We start from the raw sequence: 18,430 nt of genomic DNA on the forward strand, positions 1-18,430 counted from the left end.
GAGTCAAAGTCGAATTGCAGGTGAACGCATGGTGACGCAGTAGAACTTTGTGGATGCGGTTCGACCCGGGGAGAACAAAACTCCGGGCAGAGGTTTGGGAGGGTTGTTTGTCTGTGTCTGACAAAATTGCGATCTTCGGTATGGCGAGCGTTTTTTCGGTCACCCATGCGCTATTCGCAGTCGCTCAAGAGGCCAGGGCCGTGACTAACCCCCTGGCCTATATGCTGCAACCTATCACAAAATCCCAGGGGATGCTGAAAACCTTCGAACAAAGCCGGGAGACATTTCCGGGCGAGGTTCTGCTCGATATGAACGCTACCTATCTCGACCGACAGATCTACAATCCGGCCACGGCGCGCTACGACCACGTTAAACTGCGCGGCTATCAAGACGCCCGCCAGACCGGCTTATCCGGTGCCGACACGCCATTGGTTGGACCGACCATCGATCTACGGCCCGGTCAGACGGTGCGGGTAACGCTTCACAACCTGTTCCCTCAGGATTCCACCTGCGGCATCGGCGGTGGCAGTGCCAATACCCCCCATTGCTTCAACGGTACCAACCTGCATTCGCACGGTCTCTGGGTAAATCCGTCTGGCAATGGCGATAATGTGCTGATCTCAATCCGTCCCGGCGTTTCGTTCCAATATGAATACAACATCGCCGTTGAGCATCCCGCCGGCACCTTCTGGTATCACCCACACCTACACGGATCAACCGCATTGCAGGTGTCGAGTGGCATGTCCGGGGCGTTGATCATCCGTGGCGATCGCATGCCGACACCGACCGAGACTGGCGATATCGACCGCCTATTGAAGCAGCCGGGCGGCTCCGATATCGCCGAACGGGTTTTGGTGCTACAGCAGATTCAATATGCTTGCACCGATAACAATGGCGACATCACTTATGATTGCCAGCCAGGACAGGTGGGCGGCATCGAAAGCTACGATCAGTTCGGACCTGGCAGTTGGCCGGCTTCGGGCCGCTTCACCAGCGTCAACGGCCAGGTGCTTGGTCAGTTGGCATTAGCGGAGGCTGGCTCGGTCGAGCGGTGGCGGATGATACACGCCGGGGTTCGCGACACCATCAATTTCGAAATCCGGCGCAAGACCGGGACGACCGCGTTCCGCACGCTTGCGGCAGCGGACACCGACAGATGGATCGACCAGAATTGCGGCAAGGATACTATTCCGTATGGGGTGGTGGCCCAGGACGGGCTGACAATGGCGCAGGTGCAGATGCGGCAGCAAGCGATCCTGCAACCGGGCTACCGCGTTGACGCGCTGGTGGTGTTGCCAGGAGCGGGTGACTACTGCATCATCGATGGCGCCGCACCGGCAGCGGCCAGCGTCAACCAGGAGGCTCCAAGCCGACGGCTTCTCGGCATAGTCACTGCAGTAGGCGGCCATGCCGTCAATGGCGAGATCGGCACCTATCTGCAGGATTGGCTGATTTCGGCGGCTGAGCGCACGATGTCACAGAATGTCGCCGGCAAGGTTATCGATGACCTCAAGAACGAGATGTCGCTCTCAAGCTTTATTCCCCATCCGGAGATCGACGCGGGCGAGGTCACCGGCGAGCAGCAACTGGTGTTTAACATCGATGTGAAACAGCCGGGTGCCACCTTCTTCGAGGTTGACGGCAAACCTTATGATCCCAACCGCATCGACCGGACGTTGCCGCTGAGCGGAGTCGACGAATGGACGCTCCGCTCGGATTTCGTCAGCCACCCATTCCATATCCATGTCAATCCGTTTCAGATCATCAAAATTGTCGATGCGGCCGGCAACGATGTCAGCGCGCTTGGCGCCGATGACGACGGCGATCCGCAATATCCAGGCTTGAAAAATGTCTGGAAGGACACGCTGTGGATCAAGAATCCCGGCACCGATCCGTCGGCGCGCTACACGATCACCGTGCGGACGCACTACCAGCGCTATATCGGCGAGTTCGTTCTGCATTGCCACATCCTCGATCATGAGGACCAGGGCATGATGCAGAACATCAGGATCACCCTGCCGGACGGCCAGGGTGGCACCGTTTCCGGCCATCATTAGGGCGTCGATCGCCATTGGGAGGAACTATGAGCTTCACTGGCACTTGGAGTTATCGCAGCCTGATCAACAATCCCGATTTATCGGTTGATTTCAATGCACTGGAATTTGGCCAGGGAACGCTGGTGCTGACCGAGTTGGCTCGGCGCAAGGTCGGCGGAACCATTGGTGGGCCCGGGTGGTCGCTGGAATTGACCGGTACGGTGCGTCCGGGAGACCCTGTCGAGCTGCAATTCACTGGAAAGGGCGATGTGGCCGGCGAGACCTGGATCTACAGCTATCGCGGCTACATCGTGCCGAACTGGCCGAATGGCGTCGATCAAAGGGACGCCATTGTCGGTAGCATCGTCCGCGACGTCCCGCATTCGCATGGGGTCGCCGCAGCCGGCTACGTTGCCTCCTGGTATGCCGTGCGACAGTGATGCTCCAGCATTTGCCGCAGCTCGAAGACATTCGGATCAACATTCACCGGCCAGGGTCTGGGTCGACGGACCGATGCCTCACATTTGAACCGCGTGCTCTGGCGGTTCAGCGGGATGTGCTGCCCGAACTTGTCGAACACGATCGTCGCCAGCAACTGAGGGCCGATGAAGCCGCGCGGGCGTCGCATGGAACGGTGCGGGAGCCTGACTGATCGCCTCGCAATCGCGGCAGGTAAATTTCTCGCGCACCGTCTCGATCACCTTGAATCGGCGCGGGATATCCTCCAGCGTTTCCGTCACGTCCTCGCCCAGCTTCGACAGCCGCGAGCCGCCACAGCAGGCACATGCCGTCGGCGCTTCGATGACGATGCGTGCGCGCTCGACGTCTTTGGGCCACGCCTTGCGCACTGGACGCTTGCGGGCGAAGGCGCGCACGGACTGCGTTCTGGCCGCGGCCTCTTGGACGCTCAGTTCGTCCTCGGCGGCCTACGCCACGAGCTCTTCGAGCTGCAAATTCCAACTGATCGATCAGCCGCTGCGTGCGCTCGCGGCGCGGCCCGTGCTTCTCGCGCTCCAGCTTGCCGATCAGCAACTGCAAATGCACGTTGAGCGCCTCAATGTTCGACAGCCGCGCCTTCGCGTTGGCCGCTTCCGCCTCAGCTTGCAGCCGCGCAGCAGGTTCGGCCAGCAGCGCCGGATGAGCGCTGGCAAGGTCCGATGGCAGGGTAAGCGGCGGCAATGTCATAACGACATTGAATCAGATTTCTCAACAATCTCAATGTAAAAATTCAGTCAAACCCGGCTGGGGCGCCAGGTTTCCTGCCGTGCGCGCCAGTCAATTCCCTCCAGCGACAACGGATGTTGATGCCCCTCCTGGTGAGGCTGAATGATTCTCAGATCGAGTTGATGAATGGTACGGTTGCGAAGGTCGCGAACCGCGTTGACGACCGCCGGGGAATTTTGGAACAAATATGCTCCGGTTGATTGCTGGTCGATGAGCAGGCGCTTCCGCCTGATTTGAACGTAAATCCAATTGACGGGAATATCGAGCCTGGCGGCAAGTTGTACGGCGCTGAGCAAACTAGGTTCGTGTGTCCATCTGTTGCGCTGTGCCTTTACCTAGATGCCCGCTGCAAGGCGGAGGCGTTGCACAGTGATTGGCAAAACCTTCTCCTCACAATTGGGCGAATGGTGTCCTTTGCGCGTCAGTATTTCAGGCTTCGACATATCCCTGTGTCGCAGACACGGGTATCAGCAAGGTCGATCCACCACGATGTTCAACCTCATACGACGGCGCGAAGTTGCCGCCTCTACGTCCCACCTCACGGATCACATTAAAGGAGCGTCCAAATAACGGATGGCTCGGATCCAGCACCTCGATCTTGTCCGGTGATGATTCGTCAGACTCACAAGCAGGGATATTTCTGTAGACCTTCGAGCAGATAACCGAGCTGCGCCGGTGTGATCACCACCGTGCCGTCAGCGGCTGACGGCCAGATGAAGCGGCCGCGCTCCAGCTTCTTCGTGAACAGACAAGCGCCCTGGCCGTCACGCTAGATAAACCTTCCTCGCTCCAATTTTTTCGTGAACAGGCAGGCCCCCTGGCCATCGTGCCAAACGACCTTGATCAGATCGCCGCGTTTGCCCCAAGGCGGCGCATCCTCGGATGCTTACTTTTGTCCGGAAAGCTTGCCGTTTTGGCCGCATTGAACTCATCAAATAAGGATTTGCGCCGCGCGGACGAGCACGCGGCGCTTTTATTCGGCAGGGAAAGCAGCTTCGTCTAAGCCTTTGGCCATATTCGATGAATTCTTGCTCCACAATCTCTGACGGGCCAGCGCCGGCAGGGCAGAGGAGATTAATCCTTCAAGAGGCTTTTGTTCTCAGTCGTCGGCACGTACTGGAAAGTGTCTTGTCCTTGCTCAATGGCCGGACCGGAGCCGCCTTCGTAAGCGAGGTTCCAGCTCGTGACTATCTCAGTGTTGTTGCCGTTGACCTGTGCGTAGCCGGTCCATCCGGTTGCGGAATTGCAGTTCTCCGTCGAATTGTTCCAGCCGACCGAAAATGCGATGAACGTCCCGTTTACCCTTCCTGTTAGCGGATAGGGCGAGTTCTGGCATCCGGTGCCCTGGGCTCTGTTTACATATTGGCCGGAGACGTTTCCGAACGAGTCGACTTGAATGATCATCGTCGAGCCGGACTGGTTCTGCCAACTGCTGGAAGCCGATGCGATGCTTGAAAAATCCTTGAAGTTGCTTGCATCGAAAGCAAGAGCTGAGGTTGCTACAGCAAACACAAGTGCTGCAACTGCATTAGTACGGATCATGGTTTTTCCTCCTGATGTGCGCCGACCGTCGGCGATCGTACCGAAGGTTGCATATAAACTCGTAATAATCAATCAATCCGAGTAGCAATTTCCCGGGTTGAGAAAACCGAAAGACGGGCCGCGCGTTGCGTGGCGCGGCCCGAGAACGAGCATCAGGAGTGAAGACTTACACGATGCAAATTACGAACGGGATAGCGCAACGCTAATATCTTGACCATCATTGGAACGGACAAACTGCATGGCCGCAACCCCGAGAGCTACCTCACGGACGTCCTAACCCAGATCAAAGATTAACCGGTAGATAGGCTTGAAGACCTGTTGCCGTGGAATATGCTTCCGACGGTCTCCACTGCGCAAAAGGCCGCCTGATGGCTCGTTCGATGCATATCTGCACGATCGAAGACGTGGCCACCATGACCGGCGAGAACCTCGAACTGCTCAGAGAGATCGTATCCATCCGAGCAGGGCCGCGGGATTTTGGGCGCCGCGCGTAGTAACTTCGGTTCATGGAGATCGGATCGAACTGCACGGAGATCGGGTGAGAATCGGCGCCGACGGTACGCCATCACATGACCGCGACAGACCCGATCATCCGCCAACACTTGCCGATCGTGCATGAGGCGATGCATCACGTCACCCATATGACCGTGCGCAACCGCGGCACCTTCGGCGGCAGCGTCGCGCATGCGGATCCAGCGACCGAGATGCCGATGATGACACGGTTCCTCGGTGGGACGGTCATCGCCTCCTCTCAGCGCGGCAGACGCGAAATACCTGCAGCCGATTTTTTTGTCGGATCGCTGGTCAACTCGTTGGAACCGGACGAGTTTGTAATTCGCGTCGAGCTCGACGCGATGAGACCGGATGCCGGATGGGGATTTGAGGAGTTTGCAAAACGCCACGGGGACTTCGCACTCGCTTGCTTTGCGACGACGCTGCATTGTGTAGATGGCAGGGCGTCTGACGTTCGCGTTGGCATGATGGGCGTTGGTGAAACCCCGCTGCGGCTTGAAGAGATCGAGGGCATCATCGAGGGGACGGATGTTTCCGAGCCGGTTCTCGATACGGTGGCGGATCGCCTGGCTGGAATCCTCACGCCCAACACGGATATCCATGCCTCTGCAGATTACCGCAGGCATCTCTCAGGCGTCCTTGCCAAACGGGCCCTTCGCGCCGCCTGGAGCCGCGCGAACCACGAAAGGCTTCAAGCAAGATGAGTGAGAAGACGATCACCGTCAGCGTCAACGAAGCGTATATGACGCGCACGATCGAAGCACGAACGCTGCTGAGCCACTTCCTGCGCCAGGATCCTTTGCCTGACCGGAACCCATGTCGGGTGCGAACATGGCGTTTGCGGTGCCTGCACCGTCATTCTCGATGGAAGGAGCGCACGCTCCTGTCTGATGCTTGCAGTGCAGGCAGACGGGAGCGAAATCGAAACCATGGCCAGGGAAGCGTCGATACTCGGACGAATCCAAGAAGCGTTCCGCCAGCATCATGGCCTGCAATGCGAATTTGTAGGCCCAGTTTCATCGTTGGCGATCATCGACCTTCTTCGCCACCATCCGCTGGAAACCGATGATAAGATCAGGGAAGCGCTCTCAGGAAACATCTGTCGTTGTACGGGCTATGAAAACATCGTCAACGCCGTCCGCGAACTGGCTAGCAAGAGAGGACCTTTAAGATGAAGATGCATTTTCTCGAGGCCGGCCGGCTTCGTATGCGCCGGTCCATTTACGTCCCTGGGGCGCTGAAGGAAGAAGCGATTGAATTGCCGGTTCACGCCACCCTGATGCGCCATCCCCAAGGCAACGCGCTGTTCGATAGCGGATGCAATCCAGAGGCCGCCATCGATCCAGGCGCGCGATGGGGTGGGTTAAGCAAGGTTATGACCCCGATCTTTTCGCCAGAGCGGACGGTCGTTCATCAGTTGAAGACTCTTGCTCTCGATCCCGAGGACATAGATGTTGTGATCTGTTCACATCTGCATCCCGATCATTGCGGCTGCAACGCGTACTTTCGGCGCGCAACGATCCTCTGCCACGAAGCGGAGGCGCAGGCCGCCACGGCAAGCGGTGCAGAAAATCAAGGCTATCTTCGAGGAGAATGGGACCAGCCCCAGGGTTTCCAGACCTTCAATGCCGAGCATGACGTCTTTGGCGACGGGCGCATCGTCTTGCTGCCCATGCCGGGTCATACCCCCGGAATGACCGTCGCCCGTGTCGAGCTGGAAAAAGATGGTTCATTTATACTCGCTTCAGATGCTGCCCCGCTCCAGGCGAGCGTCGACACCGGTATCGCTCCGAGAAATACTTGGAACATCGAACTCGCCGCAGAGGCACTCGCTCGCCTGAAAGCTCTTCGGGAGCGGGGAGCTTCTATCATTTTCGGCCACGACGACGCGCAATGGCAAGAGTTGCGAAAGGGTGTGGAGTTCTACGAATGAGCCAGCAGGACCATTCCGTCGAGCTGCGGCCCAAACTTGTCGGCAAGCGGGACAAGCGCACCGAAGATCCACGTCTGCTGACGGGTGTTGGTCAGTATGTCGATACATGGCGCCGCGGTATGTTGCATATCGCATTGCGACGCTCCGACCAGCCACATGCCCGAATCCTGAACATCGATGTCGGCGATGCGTTCTCGGTGCCCGGCGTCGTCGCGATCTATGACGCGAGCGACCTGGAAGGAGAGATCAAACCTGCCATACCGACCTCGCGTATGCCTGGTTATTACGCCACCCCCATATGGCCACTTGCACGCGGGAAAAGGTGGCCGTTCTACTGGATCGTGTCCCAGTACGTGGCGTAGGTGACGGTAGGGAGTAAAGCCGAGCGCCCGCGCGTTTCATTGCGCTGTAGCGGGTGATCGGCTTTGCGGGCGGCCATCCTCATCAGCGGCTGGAGATAGATCAGATAACCGCCCACGGTGACAAGGATGCCGATCTGGAGTAGCGGCTCGGAGATGCTGGTCCCAACGAAACTGCCCACCGGTTCCGCTTCCGCAAAGATGATCGACAGCTCAACCCCCTCGAGCGTGGATTCCGATGGCGGCGTCTCGGCCCGATGCAGAACGCGCGCCCCGAGCCAAAGCGTGCTTTTTTCGCCCACCCAGCTTCTTTAGAGGTTGGAGGTGAATTTTATCGCGCCCTTCAACACTGCGACCGCGAGATAGAGGGATACGAGAAAGAGAAGAGACCGGTATGACGCTTGCTCGGTCGCCTCATTGACGATCCGGCGCTGGAGTTCGAGAGGCGCCGCGCCGATAACGAAAAGAGCCAGGGACAGCCCTGCGACCAACGCCTGATGACGCCTTCCCATCAGCCAGATGAAGCCGAATAGTTCGGAGAGCATCGAATCCGTCGCGCCTCCGGTCTTTTGCGGGACGCGGCCGGACAATTAAATCCTGGAGGGCCAGATGTTCATCGCGCACTCACGGGTCAGAGAGAGCGCTCGACGCGCCCGGTTCGGGAGTCGTGGGATGGCCTCACCAGTAGGACGCTCACGACCGTCCCCACCATGAGGATCAGGATGATGAGGAGAAGCCTCGACACGACGGCGTCTGCGATGACCCTGACAAACATGACGGAAACTCCAGGGACGATTTCATAGTTTGAGAGAGCTCACCATGCGGTAGCCAGGGTGATGTTGTTTACCACGCCGCCGACGCCGCGGATGCTTTCCGCCGCCACCCTGGCCGCCGAGCATTCCAGCTCCGTCTCGACCTCTCCCCTCAGGGTGACTGCCCCGTTGGAGACGGTCGCATTGACGATGGGGAACCTTATTTCGAACTCGGTTTCCAGGCGGCCACGAACGGCCGTCCCTAGGGCCTCGTCGCCGGAAGCAGTACACTGCCGTCGAACATCGAGAAGCGCTCGCATCAAGTCGTGACGGCTGATTATGCCGGCGAGTCTGCCGTTCGGTGTTTGATGTCGTGGGCCTGCAGGAGTTCTGCGAGCTGGCTCGCGGTTGCGCTCGGGGCGGCGCTGACGACGGGCGTCGACATCACGTCCTTGACGCGCCAGCTTCGGGCCTTCACATAGTCCGCCAGTGCATCTTCGCGGTCGCGCGTATGCGGTACCGCCCGTCTCGCCCAGGATGACGCCACCCGGCGCAGCAGGTCTCCCCGGTGACGATGCCGGTGAGCCGCCCTTCGCCATCGATGACGGGCACCGCGCCGATCTTGCTGGCGTTGACGATCTCGACGGCTTCCCTGACGTTGTGTCCCTCGTCGAGCGTCGTCACGGGGTCGTCATGATGTCTCTAGCAAGCATCGCGCTGTCTCCTTTTCGATCGGACAATTACGGAGCCAACTTGTTGAGCGCATTGACGTGGATCAAGGCAGACACGAAGCCGCGGGAGGCATTCTTCACGCGTCGTCGTCTCTGAAGCCTTCCGACGAAGTGCGGCGTCAGGCTCGCCCGCATTGCAACTTATTGAGGATCGAGGCGTTACGGTTCGGTCTCGTCCTCGCGCGGCGTACCAAATTCTTCCCGCGCCGTCGCAAGGAGTCTTATGCAGCAACCCGTCAAGCTGGTATCCGTCGGCACCGCCGTTCCGCCACATGTCATCGACCAGCGTGACGCGGCGCGAGCCTCGCACACCGCGTTCTCATCGCGATTTGACGATTTCGAAAAGCTGGCAAGGGTGTTCGAAACCTCGGGAATTCGGCGCCGCTATGCCGTCCGGCCGATCGAGTGGTATCTCGAGACGTCGGGATGGCCCGAACGAAACCTCGCTCATATCGAGGGCGCGGGTGCAATGTTCGTCGCCGCCGCCAGCAAAGCTCTCGTGTCGGCGGGCATTGCAGCAGGCGATGTCGACACGATCGTAACCGTCTCCTCGACTGGTATTGCGACACCTAGTCTGGAAGCGAGGGTAAGCCGAGAACTGGGCTTCCGGGACGATGTCGAACGGGTTCCCGTGTTTGGCCTCGGCTGTGCCGGCGGAGTCTCTGGGCTTTCAATCGGGTCACGGCTGGCGGCATCCCGGCCAGGCTCAGTCGTGCTGGTGGTCGCCGTCGAGACCTGCACGTTGGCATTTCGCATGGACAAGCTTACGAAGGCGAACATCGTGGCGACCGCCCTCTTCGGCGACGGGGCCGCCGCCTGCGTGGTGCGTGCTAGTGAGACCGGTCTGGCCGAGGTCGAACTTGCAGGCCAGCATACGTGGCCCGACACGCTAGACATCATGGGATGGAGCGTCGATCCGGAGGGTCTGGGCGTGATCTTCGATCGTGCGATACCACCGTTCGCCGAAACTCATGTGCTGAAGGGCGTAACGTCCATACTCGCCCGATCAGATCTTGCTCCTGCCGACGTTGACCGGTTTGCGTGCCACCCCGGTGGATCAAAGGTTATCACCGCCTTGGAATCGGCGCTTAAACTAAGCCAGGGAACCCTCGACCAGGAACGTGAGGTTCTCTCGGACTATGGGAACATGTCCTCGCCAACCGCGCTGTTCGTACTCGAGAAGCTTCTTGCGCAAGGACTACCCAGGAGAACTGTCCTGACGGCGATGGGACCGGGCTTCACCCTTAGCTGCCTCTCGTTGACGGCTGCAGCATGACCCGGCGATCATTCTCCAGGACGTATTAAGATCGCATCGTTTGCAGAACGAACAGGACTCGAAACAGATAGCTGACGCTGCAAAGGCTGCGATTGCCGTGGGACACCCCAAGTCGAAGGCGAGGTTGCCACCTCGCACTCGAATCCTTTCTCCTGCGTGCCGGCGTAGCTGCGGCAGTATGGCTGGTGGTAGTCGCTACCCAATCCGGTCCTCTGTCGCACTAGGAGGAGCGTGCCCAGCGCCAATTCTGGATTTCCGGCAAGTCTTCTCCACGCTCCCGTACGAACGCCCGGTGCTCGTCGAGCTTTGCATGCAAGGCTGCCGTCACATCTGGCACCTTTTCGGCGAGGCCGGGCACGCGCGCGATCGGTCGCGATGTCTATCTGCGTGTATCTGAACCATGCGATCCAGCCATGGCACTGAATGTGCATCGGCAAACAAAAGCGGATTTACAACCAACGTTGTCAGATACGTCTCCCCCAAGCGGCATTGATGTCTCGGGGCCAGTGTCTCTCGATTACGCCTGTCATCGATCGCCGACCTCGGCAGGCCACAAGGAGTGGGAAACTTTGATCTCCTACGCACTTTGCTCATCGCTTCCCATTCCTAGCTGCATTGAAGCGTGGGGCAGAGTGACTTCAAATAGGCGCTTCAGCGGAGTCCACCGACCGAGGCACTGGATGTTCGCAACCAACTGCCGCTTTTCCGGAAGATGATGAGTTAAGGTGGCAGGAAACGGAATAAGACTGGTTGACGAGAAGCCCGGGAAAAACAACAGAAACTGGTTCGAAAGTTCTTGTTCGTTCATCAGCGCTTTTTGTTGGATTGTGAGAGCACGGATCCTGCCAACTGCTTGGTAGCAGTGCTGTATTTCGTGCTCGATAGAACCTGCGAAGCCTTGTCCTCCATCGCAGCTCCTGTCTGCTTTGAGGTGCCCGCCTGCAAGGGCTCTGTTGCAAGATCGACTCCGACTATGTCCTGATGTACCCGGCGATCCGCCCCGGCAGCTACGTCCTCATTTCCGTGACCGACACCGGCACCGGAATGACGTCCGATGTGATGGAGAGGGCTTTCGACCGTTCTTCACCGCGAAACCGACGGGCTCGGGAACGGGGCTTGGGCTGAGCATGGTCTACGGTTTCGCAAAGCAATCCGCAGGGCACCTGCAGCTCTACAGCGAACTTGGCGAAGGGACGACGGTGCGCCTCTTTCTTCCACGCGCCGACGCCGGAAAGGATTCTCATCCGAACGAGCAGCGGGCTGAGGAAGCCCCGCCTCGGGGCACGGAAACTATCCTGGTGGTCGAGGACGACGCGAGAGTTCGCCGAGTGACGGTCAGCCGCCTGCAGACGCTTGCCTACTTCGTGATCGAAGCTACGAACGGGATCGACGCGTTGAAGGAGCTGGAGGCGGGGCATGACGTAGCGCTCCTGTTCAGTGATGTGGCCATGCCGGGAATGAACGACGACGAACTGGCCCGGAATGTCCGGGAGCGCTGGCCGAGGGTGAAAATTCTCCTGACGTCGGGCTTTTCTGAACCCCATGCCGCGGACAAGGAGATCGAAGCGGGCGCCGGCTGGCTGAAGAAGCCGTACACTGCATCGGAGATGTCGACCCGTCTCAGGCTGCTGCTCGCCGCGAGGCCTAATAGCGATTCTGCTCGACAGCAGGATTTCAATTTAGAAAAATCAAACCCGAACCTCAATCGCGCTGCCGTTGCGGGGACTCATATCTTTCTTCGCGGAAGATCCCAGCCTACGTCGCCACCCAAGGTCGCTCTCCAAGAACATCAATGGTCGCCTTGTGCTCGCGACGGAGGCTCTGCAACGGGTGGTGCGGAATTTCGTTCCGAAGACGAGATCTGCGCGCAAGTCGATCAAGGAAATTGGGCTCTATGCGAAGGGCGCTCAGCGGCGCCCTTGCTGCTGAGTGTGGGCAGAGCAGTAATGTCTAGCCAATCCCGATATTCGATCACCCGACCGTCAGTCGGTCGTCGAGAGTGCTGATCCCTGGAGCGGACCATGCAGCGCGCTCCGCCGCCTGCCGTTCCGACCAGGTCTTCACCTTGCCGGAGAGGATTACCTTTCTGCCTTGGACGTCGATTCTGATTGCATCGGCCTCAAGAGCGGCGTCGCGCTGGAAAGCATCCTCGATGCGTTTCTTGACATCCACCGCCGTAATATGCGGCTTCAGCTCCACTAGGTTGGACACCCCTACTACGCCGGCGAGATCCCGCACGGCGTCGTAGGCCGCGTTCTTTTGATATTGCCACTCGACCTCTCCCCGCAAGGTGATCCACCCTTTGAGGACCCGCACCTGCACCGAATCCTTTGGCACGGAAACGTTCCAGTCGAGCATTTTGACAGCGCGCCGGGCGATGTAGTCGTCGTCTGTTTCCTTCGGCCCGAAAATCCGGACCTCGATATCGGCAGCTATTCCGCGCACGCCCTTGACGCGACTAACCACGCGCTCTGCGGCTTCTTTCTCCGCGTAGGTGCGCACGTGACCAGTCAGTGTGACGATCCCGCTATCGACCGCGACGCCGATATCAGCCGCGTCGATGCTGGGCTCGAATTCCATTTCGTCGAGAATGTTCTGTCTGAGTTGAATGTCGTTCATGACAACCTCCTTCAGGTTTGCGACGTGCCGATCGTGACAGCGCCGCAGATTTTCGTCGTTGATCTTCATCAAGCACGAGAGCGACCTTGGAATTTCAGCGGACAGAACACGGTCTGCGGGCTGCTACTGGGTCTGCACGTCAGCGGCCACGAAGAGGCGGTGGCCGTTCCTCACGACGGTGATGAGAGCACGGGCATGCTCCTTCACGAGTATTGAGAGGAGTTGCCCGACGTCCGTCACCGGCTGCTGGTCGAGAGCGACGATAACGTCGTCCGGCTGCAGGCCGGCCTGTGCCGATGATTGCACTGTGGCGTTATAACATATTGCCAAAGTCTATTTATGGGAACTGCAGTATCGAAGCCAGAAGTGCACCTGTGTTGTGGAGTCGTTAGCGGCCGTAGCCGCGCCATGACCAATTCAAAATCAGCATCGAAGGTCACCATTCCGCCTTTAGCGTCATCACTGGCACAGATATTCCTGATACTCTGTGAAGCACATCTCGCCGCTCAGTTAGAAGCGTATAAGCGGATACGGCGGAATGGCGGGGACTCCATATAGTGCGGGATCAGGCGTTGTTACACACGTGGAACCAGGATGCTGAGCGCGAACGATTCGTACGGCGCGATGAGCCTGCGCCATTAGTGCACGTCGCGCGAGGCCCGCCGCTTTATTTGATATTCAAGAGCAACGGCACCTAAGACTTATGTTCGAAAAGGTAATGACGCTAACGTGATATCGACGATCGACATAAGATGGGATCGCGATGCGCCATCGCGTGCGAGGGTCGACATGCCCTGCGCAACAGCCATGATGAGCCCCGCAAGCGCTACCGGATTTACGTCTGGGCCTATTTCGCCTTTATCTATGGCGTAGGAAATTCGAATCAGTAGCTGTGCCTCAAGATGGCGCCTGATGCCGGCAAGCATCTCCTGCAGATCCATCGAGTCTTGTGAACAGCTTATGACCGACGTTGCCAGCAAGCAGCCCCGAGGGGTTTCCTCTCCGGTAAACTTGGTAGCCGCATTGACAAGCAACTCGTGGACGACCTCCGTGAGCGACTTTCCGTCGCTGACCACGTCCTCAACTGCCGGCCCGCTCGCGAGATAGAGTTCGACAGCCTCCAGAAACAACCGCTTCTTGTCTCCGAAGGCGGTGTAGATGCTCGACGGTTTGACCCCGAGCGCGGTGGTCAATGTAGCGAGAGATGTCCCTTCATAGCCGTACCGCCAGAACAGCACCATTGCCTTTTGGAGAGCCGCATCCCGGTCAAAGGACAGCGGCCGTCCACCCTTCCTAGGCGTATGAAAAACGTCATCAATCATAGTGATCACTATTAAACTCTTGACGGCTGTGTTCAAGTCCCATAAATGTGTTTCCTAGTGATTGATAGGAAATTAAAATATGACGAAGCTTACTGGGAAAGTCGCGATCGTGACGGGGTCGTCGAAGGGCATTGGCGCTGGCATCGCCGAGCGTTTAGCTGCGGATGGCGCCTCTGTAATCGTGAACTACGCCCGATCGTCGGACATGGCGCAGGCCGTCGTCGATAGAATTACGGCGGCTGGCGGCTCCGCATTCGCAATCAAAGCCGACATCTCCAACCCGGCCGAAATTTCGTCCCTCGTTCGCGCTACCATCGAGAAGTTCGGAAAGTTGGACATTCTCATCAACAATGCGGCTGTCTATAAAATGGACAGCCTTGAAAGCCTAACCGCTGCGAGCATCGACGAGCACTTTGCTCTTAACGTGCGCGGCCTTCTTCTTATGACGCAGGCCGCGGCTCGCGAATTGGGTGAAGGAGGCGTGATCGTTAATATCAGCTCCGGAATGGCGCAAAGTCCTTATCCTACTGTGCACGCTTACTGCTCAACGAAGGGAGCGGTCAACACGCTCACGCGGTCTCTCGCGCTTGAGCTGGGATCTCGCAAGATTCGGGTAGTAGGGATCGCCCCCGGTTTCACCGCCACGGAAGGCAACGCCGATATCCGAGACGTTGCGTCCGATGGCTACTTGATCGGTAAAACGCCGCTAGGTCGAATAGGCGAGCCTACTGACATCGCCGCAGCAGTCTCCTTCGCGGTATCTAGCGACGCGGATTGGATAACGGGAAGCACGATCGACGTCGCGGGCGGCATGATCTTTTAGATATTACCATCGAGCGACCGCGCAACGGTCGTTCTCAATGCGATCGAATTCTATTATCCTGGGTCAAGGGATAGCACGCAGTTAAACTCATGGGGTCGTCCAATCGCAGCCGGGCGCGTCAATAGTAAGTTGTGTCGAAGCAGCGCTTCCGGGTGCATTGTTGTCATCGCGTTCCATATCGCTCGCCGCATGAAGGAGCTTGCCGGCCCGAGCGAGATCACCTTCACCGTCTTCGACGAGATCGGCTATGCCGAAGCGGCTCCGGCTCAGTGAGCCGGCCGTACACTCATGTATGATCGCCCGGATATGTCCGGGTCGATCTTAGGGACGCTTGAGTTCGCCAGCCGGTGCAAGATTTATGGTGAAAAATACAATAATAATGTGCACCATTGTGGCAACCTGGGGGAACGACATGAGGAAACTTTTAATTGGACTTGCCGCCATCGTCGTGTTGGTCTGCGGTGTAGCTGGGACATATCTTTATCATCTGTTTGAAGAGCGGAGACTCGAAGAGACACTTGCGTTGCAAGAGCGCTCGCTGGCCCTCACCGAAGCCATTCTACAAACCGGGGCCAAGCCAGACGACTGGAGCAACCGCATCTTTCTACCCGAGCGCGCGCTGAGAGGACTTGTAAGCGGGCTCAATGGGATCGAACGCGTCGTTCGCCTCGGCGATAAGGATCCCGAAGGACACTATGATGGCGCAGTCATAGTGCGGGTCGAAGAAGCGGTGCTGAGCACGAACGATGGCTCATTTCATGCCAAATTATCGCTTTCCGCTCATTATCAAGCCGATAAAAAGACGTCTTGGTGGGCAGGAACGACAGCATTTGCTGAACTCGATACCATGCTCCTTCCGCTGCCCGACAAGGACGACAAAGGCCGGAACGCAATCCGCCTTCATCTCGTCCCGTACGCAGTTAAGCCTAAATTCAATTGGGGAAATTTATCATTAAGTTCGGGGGACCTCTTAGCCGAACTAATCGCCGACGGAGCTTTTACGGGTTGGGGCAAGGAACTCGTTATTCCGGGGCCAAGCATTGTGAGTGACTTAGAACTGGACATTGGCAAAGCGAATTCCAGTCACAACAAGTTCGAAGTGAGCGGCGGGTATGATCTTGCGATTAAGATCAATCGCGACAAGCTTCATAGAAGCATTGCAGCCGAAATCCCCGTATCGACGACAAACGGCATTTGGATGCTCGGCGGAAAAACTATCGACGAGGTCTTCTCGCACTTGGCCGAAACAAAAGAAACGACTTCTGAAGCGCTTGAGCGCCGCAGGAAATCGGTTTCCGACCGTCTGCGCCCTTTCCGCGACGATCGCGATCTCGTCTATGTCCGAATCCACAATACTCCGATTTTAGAGATGGCTTCAGAGCTCCGTCAGGCAACGACGGGCTCGATCAGCAGTTCCAATGCGAGCGGAGAGATCGCTCACCCAGCCTTGCTGAAGGACGACCTCTTAGGTGAGGTCAGCCTTGTCGTCACGCCACGTGGGCCGTCATTTCTCTCCGGATTGTTCGACGTTCAGCCACCAGACATCAAGTGGGTGCCTGGGGTTGGCCTTCAAACCGCACTTCGAGCAGATGCAAGCCTGAAAGTGGAACTGCACACCCACACGAATGCCGCCTTTGTTGGAGGAGGTTTTGGCAATGATATCGATCTTCACGCCAAAACGTCACTCGATCTTCCAGTCTCGATAAAAGTGGCGAAGCAAACGGTCGCCGCCGGCTCGGCGATTGTTCTGATACCCGAGCTTGCCTGCCGACGTATAACCATTGGCGTTACCCCGAGCGCGCCTAGCGACATCGCGGCGAATGCGTGGCTTACCATTCATCAGTTGAGGATTGACGTTGAGCGCAACATCGGCGGCGGGAAACAAGCGCCTTCAATTTTGATCTCCAGCCTCCCGACATTCTACCCCTTCGGCAAAAACGAGGAGCCAAGGCCCGACGAACGCGAGTATACGAACTTCGGTCGCAGAGGTGTTGAGGTCGCATGGGATCCGAAGGACGTCGTGGTGGGGGCGGATTATCTTGAGCTCTCCGCAGGTTACTCGATAGTTCCAAAAACGGGTGATGCGGGTCCGGTTTCGAAGGAACAGTTTGACGCTTTCAAGACAGCCCTTAACGAAGCCGTTCCCGCTATTGCCTGCGAGCCCGATGACAACTTCATTCTTAAGTCTTGGAATGTCACGCTACTAGATAAGAACTTGCTTGCCAAAGCAATCATGGACGCCGTTCGGGCGGGGCAGCATGTGGCGGAGGAAACGAAAAAAGAATTGACCAAGCTCTACGAGCGGCCTTTCGACTCCCTCAAAGATCTTCCTGACAACGCCTGGCGGGAGGGGACGAAAGGCGTTCAGGGCGCAGTCGACAACGCCAAAGCTGCAGCAGATGCCGCCGCGAAGGCTGCCGCCGATCTCGCGAAGGGGATCGCCGATGCCGCTCAGAAAGCAAAGGATGATCTTGAGCGTTCCGATCTTAACCCTGGGAATTGGCATTGGTGACACTATCAGTTCCGCGAAACTTCGACCAAGTTCTCTTTGTCTGAACGCCGATGTAACTGCACCACCCGAAGAGAGCGAAATAGACGTATATTTGTATCGGTTGATAGATCCACGGCATATTCCCGGTGACGTCTCCGATACAAAACATGCTCGGTGATCCGGAAGCATACCTAAGAGCCCGTCTCGAAAGGGTTGAGTAGCTGGCGCGGTCGTGATTCCGAATTGGGTGTCGAAGCCTAATCGGAGAGACCTGATGTGGACGCCAGCTACCCGTCGCCAGCATAACCGAGAAAGCCTGCGTTATGAAACCGATCTGACGGATCGCGAGTGGAATTTGATTGCGCCGATGATGCCGGCTGCGGCGAAGACGGGACGTCCGCGCGGATGGCCGCTGCGCGAGATCATGAATGCAATCTTCTATGTCATGCGCGGCGGCATCGGCTGGCGGCTTCTGCCGTCCGACTTTCCGCCGAGAAGCACGGTGTTCCGGTGGTTCTGCCGGTTCCGCGACGACTGCCTGTTCGAGAAGATCAATCACCAGCTTCTGATGCAGGATCGGCAGCGATGCGGACGCGAGGCCTCGCCCACGGCCTCGGTCATCGACAGCCAGACGGTCAAGACCTGCGAGAGCGGCGGGCCGCGCGGCTATGATGCGGGCAAGAAGATCAAGGGCCGCAAGCGCCATGCACTGGTCGACACCGACGGTCGGGCGCTGGTGCTGTTCCCGCATCCGGCCAATATCCAGGACCGCGGTAAGCCCCCGGTGAAGGCCGCCTTGCGAGGTTGAG

At 58.0% G+C, this 18,430-nt stretch carries 23 protein-coding genes and 4 pseudogenes; 13 read left to right on the top strand and 14 right to left on the bottom strand.

The genetic code is table 11. The features are described from left to right. The first annotated feature begins 107 nt into the window (after positions 1 to 107). Both CO670_RS29525 and CO670_RS29530 read left to right on the top strand, forming a co-directional pair. Positions 108 to 2,057, top strand: coding sequence for a multicopper oxidase domain-containing protein (locus CO670_RS29525; RefSeq protein WP_097593530.1), 1,950 nt, complete (start codon positions 108 to 110; stop codon positions 2,055 to 2,057). 26 nt (positions 2,058 to 2,083) lie between these two features. Continuing rightward, complete coding sequence (locus CO670_RS29530; RefSeq protein ID WP_004674379.1) at positions 2,084 to 2,476, top strand: hypothetical protein; 393 nt, start codon at positions 2,084 to 2,086, stop codon at positions 2,474 to 2,476. A gap of 77 nt (positions 2,477 to 2,553) precedes the next feature. Here CO670_RS29530 and CO670_RS29535 read toward each other — a convergent pair. The 4 genes and pseudogenes from CO670_RS29535 to CO670_RS29555 all read right to left on the bottom strand — a co-directional run. Next, a pseudogene (locus tag CO670_RS29535) lies at positions 2,554 to 3,221 on the bottom strand (IS66 family transposase zinc-finger binding domain-containing protein); the annotation flags it as partial. A 47-nt stretch (positions 3,222 to 3,268) separates the two neighbouring features. Beyond that, positions 3,269 to 3,556, bottom strand: a complete 288-nt coding sequence (locus CO670_RS29540) for a hypothetical protein (protein ID WP_010031604.1) — start codon at positions 3,554 to 3,556, stop codon at positions 3,269 to 3,271. A 326-nt stretch (positions 3,557 to 3,882) separates the two neighbouring features. After that, positions 3,883 to 4,014, bottom strand: a pseudogene (gene tnpB / locus CO670_RS29545) (IS66 family insertion sequence element accessory protein TnpB); the annotation flags it as partial. Positions 4,015 to 4,334: 320 nt separating this feature from the next. Continuing rightward, on the bottom strand, positions 4,335 to 4,802 hold the full coding sequence (locus CO670_RS29555; RefSeq protein WP_004674376.1) for an avidin/streptavidin family protein: 468 nt from the start codon (positions 4,800 to 4,802) through the stop codon (positions 4,335 to 4,337). Positions 4,803 to 4,985: 183 nt separating this feature from the next. Between CO670_RS29555 and CO670_RS33525 the strand changes: the two are divergent. The 5 genes and pseudogenes from CO670_RS33525 to CO670_RS29580 form a co-directional block, all read left to right on the top strand. After that, positions 4,986 to 5,093, top strand: a pseudogene (locus CO670_RS33525) (transposase domain-containing protein); the annotation flags it as partial. Between the two features lie 278 nt (positions 5,094 to 5,371). Further along, the gene (locus CO670_RS29565) at positions 5,372 to 6,019 is read left to right on the top strand and encodes an FAD binding domain-containing protein (protein ID WP_004674374.1); all 648 of its coding nucleotides are present in this window, start codon (positions 5,372 to 5,374) and stop codon (positions 6,017 to 6,019) included. Positions 6,020 to 6,205: 186 nt separating this feature from the next. Then, the gene (locus CO670_RS33760; RefSeq protein ID WP_004674373.1) at positions 6,206 to 6,490 is read left to right on the top strand and encodes a 2Fe-2S iron-sulfur cluster-binding protein; all 285 of its coding nucleotides are present in this window, start codon (positions 6,206 to 6,208) and stop codon (positions 6,488 to 6,490) included. Then, complete coding sequence (locus CO670_RS29575; RefSeq protein ID WP_004674371.1) at positions 6,487 to 7,248, top strand: N-acyl homoserine lactonase family protein; 762 nt, start codon at positions 6,487 to 6,489, stop codon at positions 7,246 to 7,248. The genes CO670_RS33760 and CO670_RS29575 overlap by 4 nt, the downstream gene beginning before the upstream one ends. Continuing rightward, positions 7,245 to 7,610 (top strand): aldehyde dehydrogenase large subunit, encoded by a 366-nt coding sequence (locus CO670_RS29580; protein ID WP_004674370.1) that lies wholly within the window; start codon positions 7,245 to 7,247, stop codon positions 7,608 to 7,610. Before CO670_RS29575 ends, CO670_RS29580 begins: the two co-directional genes overlap by 4 nt. Here the strand turns inward: CO670_RS29580 and CO670_RS29585 are convergent. The 5 genes from CO670_RS29585 to CO670_RS29600 all read right to left on the bottom strand — a co-directional run bounded on the left by CO670_RS29585 (position 7,580) and on the right by CO670_RS29600 (position 9,043). Continuing rightward, positions 7,580 to 7,909, bottom strand: a complete 330-nt coding sequence (locus CO670_RS29585; RefSeq protein ID WP_009992643.1) for a hypothetical protein — start codon at positions 7,907 to 7,909, stop codon at positions 7,580 to 7,582. The two genes, CO670_RS29580 and CO670_RS29585, sit on opposite strands and share 31 nt — an antisense overlap. Before the next feature lie 9 nt (positions 7,910 to 7,918). After that, positions 7,919 to 8,152 carry a hypothetical protein gene (locus CO670_RS29590; protein ID WP_004674368.1) on the bottom strand — a complete coding sequence of 78 codons (234 nt, stop codon included), beginning with the start codon at positions 8,150 to 8,152 and terminating at the stop codon, positions 7,919 to 7,921. An 86-nt stretch (positions 8,153 to 8,238) separates the two neighbouring features. Beyond that, the gene (locus CO670_RS33145) at positions 8,239 to 8,382 is read right to left on the bottom strand and encodes a hypothetical protein (RefSeq protein WP_010033181.1); all 144 of its coding nucleotides are present in this window, start codon (positions 8,380 to 8,382) and stop codon (positions 8,239 to 8,241) included. Between the two features lie 39 nt (positions 8,383 to 8,421). After that, positions 8,422 to 8,679 (bottom strand): BON domain-containing protein, encoded by a 258-nt coding sequence (locus CO670_RS29595; RefSeq protein WP_004674366.1) that lies wholly within the window; start codon positions 8,677 to 8,679, stop codon positions 8,422 to 8,424. A 154-nt stretch (positions 8,680 to 8,833) separates the two neighbouring features. Then, positions 8,834 to 9,043 (bottom strand): CBS domain-containing protein, encoded by a 210-nt coding sequence (locus tag CO670_RS29600; RefSeq protein ID WP_008534154.1) that lies wholly within the window; start codon positions 9,041 to 9,043, stop codon positions 8,834 to 8,836. Positions 9,044 to 9,313: 270 nt separating this feature from the next. Here CO670_RS29600 and CO670_RS29605 point away from each other — a divergent pair, with 270 nt between their 5' ends. After that, positions 9,314 to 10,366, top strand: a complete 1,053-nt coding sequence (locus CO670_RS29605; RefSeq protein ID WP_004674362.1) for a type III polyketide synthase — start codon at positions 9,314 to 9,316, stop codon at positions 10,364 to 10,366. A 220-nt stretch (positions 10,367 to 10,586) separates the two neighbouring features. Here the strand turns inward: CO670_RS29605 and CO670_RS33150 are convergent, their stop codons facing one another. Continuing rightward, positions 10,587 to 10,724: a hypothetical protein gene (locus tag CO670_RS33150; RefSeq protein WP_257784652.1), complete on the bottom strand. Its 138-nt coding sequence runs from the start codon at positions 10,722 to 10,724 to the stop codon at positions 10,587 to 10,589. A gap of 219 nt (positions 10,725 to 10,943) precedes the next feature. Next, entirely contained in the window at positions 10,944 to 11,174 is a 231-nt protein-coding gene (locus CO670_RS29610) for a hypothetical protein (protein ID WP_004674360.1), read from the bottom strand. Positions 11,175 to 11,493: 319 nt separating this feature from the next. Here CO670_RS29610 and CO670_RS29615 point away from each other — a divergent pair, with 319 nt between their 5' ends. Further along, a complete protein-coding gene (locus CO670_RS29615; protein ID WP_004674359.1) occupies positions 11,494 to 12,372 on the top strand; it encodes a response regulator in 879 nt (292 codons plus the stop codon). On the opposite strand, the gene CO670_RS29620 is transcribed toward CO670_RS29615, so the two are convergent. The 3 genes from CO670_RS29620 to CO670_RS29630 all read right to left on the bottom strand — a co-directional run bounded on the left by CO670_RS29620 (position 12,338) and on the right by CO670_RS29630 (position 14,343). Then, the gene (locus tag CO670_RS29620) at positions 12,338 to 12,985 is read right to left on the bottom strand and encodes a BON domain-containing protein (protein WP_004674356.1); all 648 of its coding nucleotides are present in this window, start codon (positions 12,983 to 12,985) and stop codon (positions 12,338 to 12,340) included. The genes CO670_RS29615 and CO670_RS29620 overlap by 35 nt on opposite strands. Positions 12,986 to 13,108: 123 nt before the next feature. Next, positions 13,109 to 13,291 carry a PDZ domain-containing protein gene (locus tag CO670_RS29625; protein ID WP_010030806.1) on the bottom strand — a complete coding sequence of 61 codons (183 nt, stop codon included), beginning with the start codon at positions 13,289 to 13,291 and terminating at the stop codon, positions 13,109 to 13,111. Positions 13,292 to 13,686: 395 nt separating this feature from the next. Then, positions 13,687 to 14,343: a TetR/AcrR family transcriptional regulator gene (locus tag CO670_RS29630; protein ID WP_097593533.1), complete on the bottom strand. Its 657-nt coding sequence runs from the start codon at positions 14,341 to 14,343 to the stop codon at positions 13,687 to 13,689. Between the two features lie 43 nt (positions 14,344 to 14,386). On the opposite strand from CO670_RS29630, the gene CO670_RS29635 reads away from it, so the two are divergent. The 4 genes and pseudogenes from CO670_RS29635 to CO670_RS29645 form a co-directional block, all read left to right on the top strand. Continuing rightward, positions 14,387 to 15,130 carry a glucose 1-dehydrogenase gene (locus CO670_RS29635; protein WP_097593535.1) on the top strand — a complete coding sequence of 248 codons (744 nt, stop codon included), beginning with the start codon at positions 14,387 to 14,389 and terminating at the stop codon, positions 15,128 to 15,130. Between the two features lie 129 nt (positions 15,131 to 15,259). After that, positions 15,260 to 15,403 (top strand): hypothetical protein, encoded by a 144-nt coding sequence (locus tag CO670_RS33155; RefSeq protein WP_155774532.1) that lies wholly within the window; start codon positions 15,260 to 15,262, stop codon positions 15,401 to 15,403. 139 nt (positions 15,404 to 15,542) lie between these two features. After that, the gene (locus tag CO670_RS29640; protein WP_225882816.1) at positions 15,543 to 17,642 is read left to right on the top strand and encodes a hypothetical protein; all 2,100 of its coding nucleotides are present in this window, start codon (positions 15,543 to 15,545) and stop codon (positions 17,640 to 17,642) included. Between the two features lie 253 nt (positions 17,643 to 17,895). Beyond that, positions 17,896 to 18,393, top strand: a pseudogene (locus CO670_RS29645) (IS5 family transposase); the annotation flags it as partial. Positions 18,394 to 18,430: the final 37 nt, after the last annotated feature.

It is taken from the genome of Rhizobium sp. J15 (assembly GCF_002531825.1).
Classification (GTDB): Bacteria; Pseudomonadota; Alphaproteobacteria; order Rhizobiales; family Rhizobiaceae; genus Rhizobium.

Bases quoted from the DNA above. Each gene is read 5' to 3' on its own strand.
- CO670_RS29605 (WP_004674362.1), top strand. From the start codon at position 9,314: ATGCAGCAACCCGTCAAGCTGGTATCCGTCGGCACCGCCGTTCCGCCA.
- CO670_RS33760 (WP_004674373.1), top strand. From the start codon at position 6,206: ATGCTTGCAGTGCAGGCAGACGGGAGCGAAATCGAAACCATGGCCAGG.
- CO670_RS29640 (WP_225882816.1), top strand. From the start codon at position 15,543: ATGAGGAAACTTTTAATTGGACTTGCCGCCATCGTCGTGTTGGTCTGC.
- CO670_RS29615 (WP_004674359.1), top strand. From the start codon at position 11,494: ATGGTCTACGGTTTCGCAAAGCAATCCGCAGGGCACCTGCAGCTCTAC.
- CO670_RS29595 (WP_004674366.1), bottom strand. From the start codon at position 8,679: ATGCGAGCGCTTCTCGATGTTCGACGGCAGTGTACTGCTTCCGGCGAC.
- CO670_RS29575 (WP_004674371.1), top strand. From the start codon at position 6,487: ATGAAGATGCATTTTCTCGAGGCCGGCCGGCTTCGTATGCGCCGGTCC.
- CO670_RS29555 (WP_004674376.1), bottom strand. From the start codon at position 4,802: ATGATCCGTACTAATGCAGTTGCAGCACTTGTGTTTGCTGTAGCAACC.
- CO670_RS29565 (WP_004674374.1), top strand. From the start codon at position 5,372: ATGACCGCGACAGACCCGATCATCCGCCAACACTTGCCGATCGTGCAT.
- CO670_RS29620 (WP_004674356.1), bottom strand. From the start codon at position 12,985: ATGAACGACATTCAACTCAGACAGAACATTCTCGACGAAATGGAATTC.
- CO670_RS29580 (WP_004674370.1), top strand. From the start codon at position 7,245: ATGAGCCAGCAGGACCATTCCGTCGAGCTGCGGCCCAAACTTGTCGGC.
- CO670_RS29610 (WP_004674360.1), bottom strand. From the start codon at position 11,174: ATGAACGAACAAGAACTTTCGAACCAGTTTCTGTTGTTTTTCCCGGGC.
- CO670_RS29635 (WP_097593535.1), top strand. From the start codon at position 14,387: ATGACGAAGCTTACTGGGAAAGTCGCGATCGTGACGGGGTCGTCGAAG.
- CO670_RS29530 (WP_004674379.1), top strand. From the start codon at position 2,084: ATGAGCTTCACTGGCACTTGGAGTTATCGCAGCCTGATCAACAATCCC.
- CO670_RS33145 (WP_010033181.1), bottom strand. From the start codon at position 8,382: ATGTTTGTCAGGGTCATCGCAGACGCCGTCGTGTCGAGGCTTCTCCTC.
- CO670_RS29590 (WP_004674368.1), bottom strand. From the start codon at position 8,152: ATGCTCTCCGAACTATTCGGCTTCATCTGGCTGATGGGAAGGCGTCAT.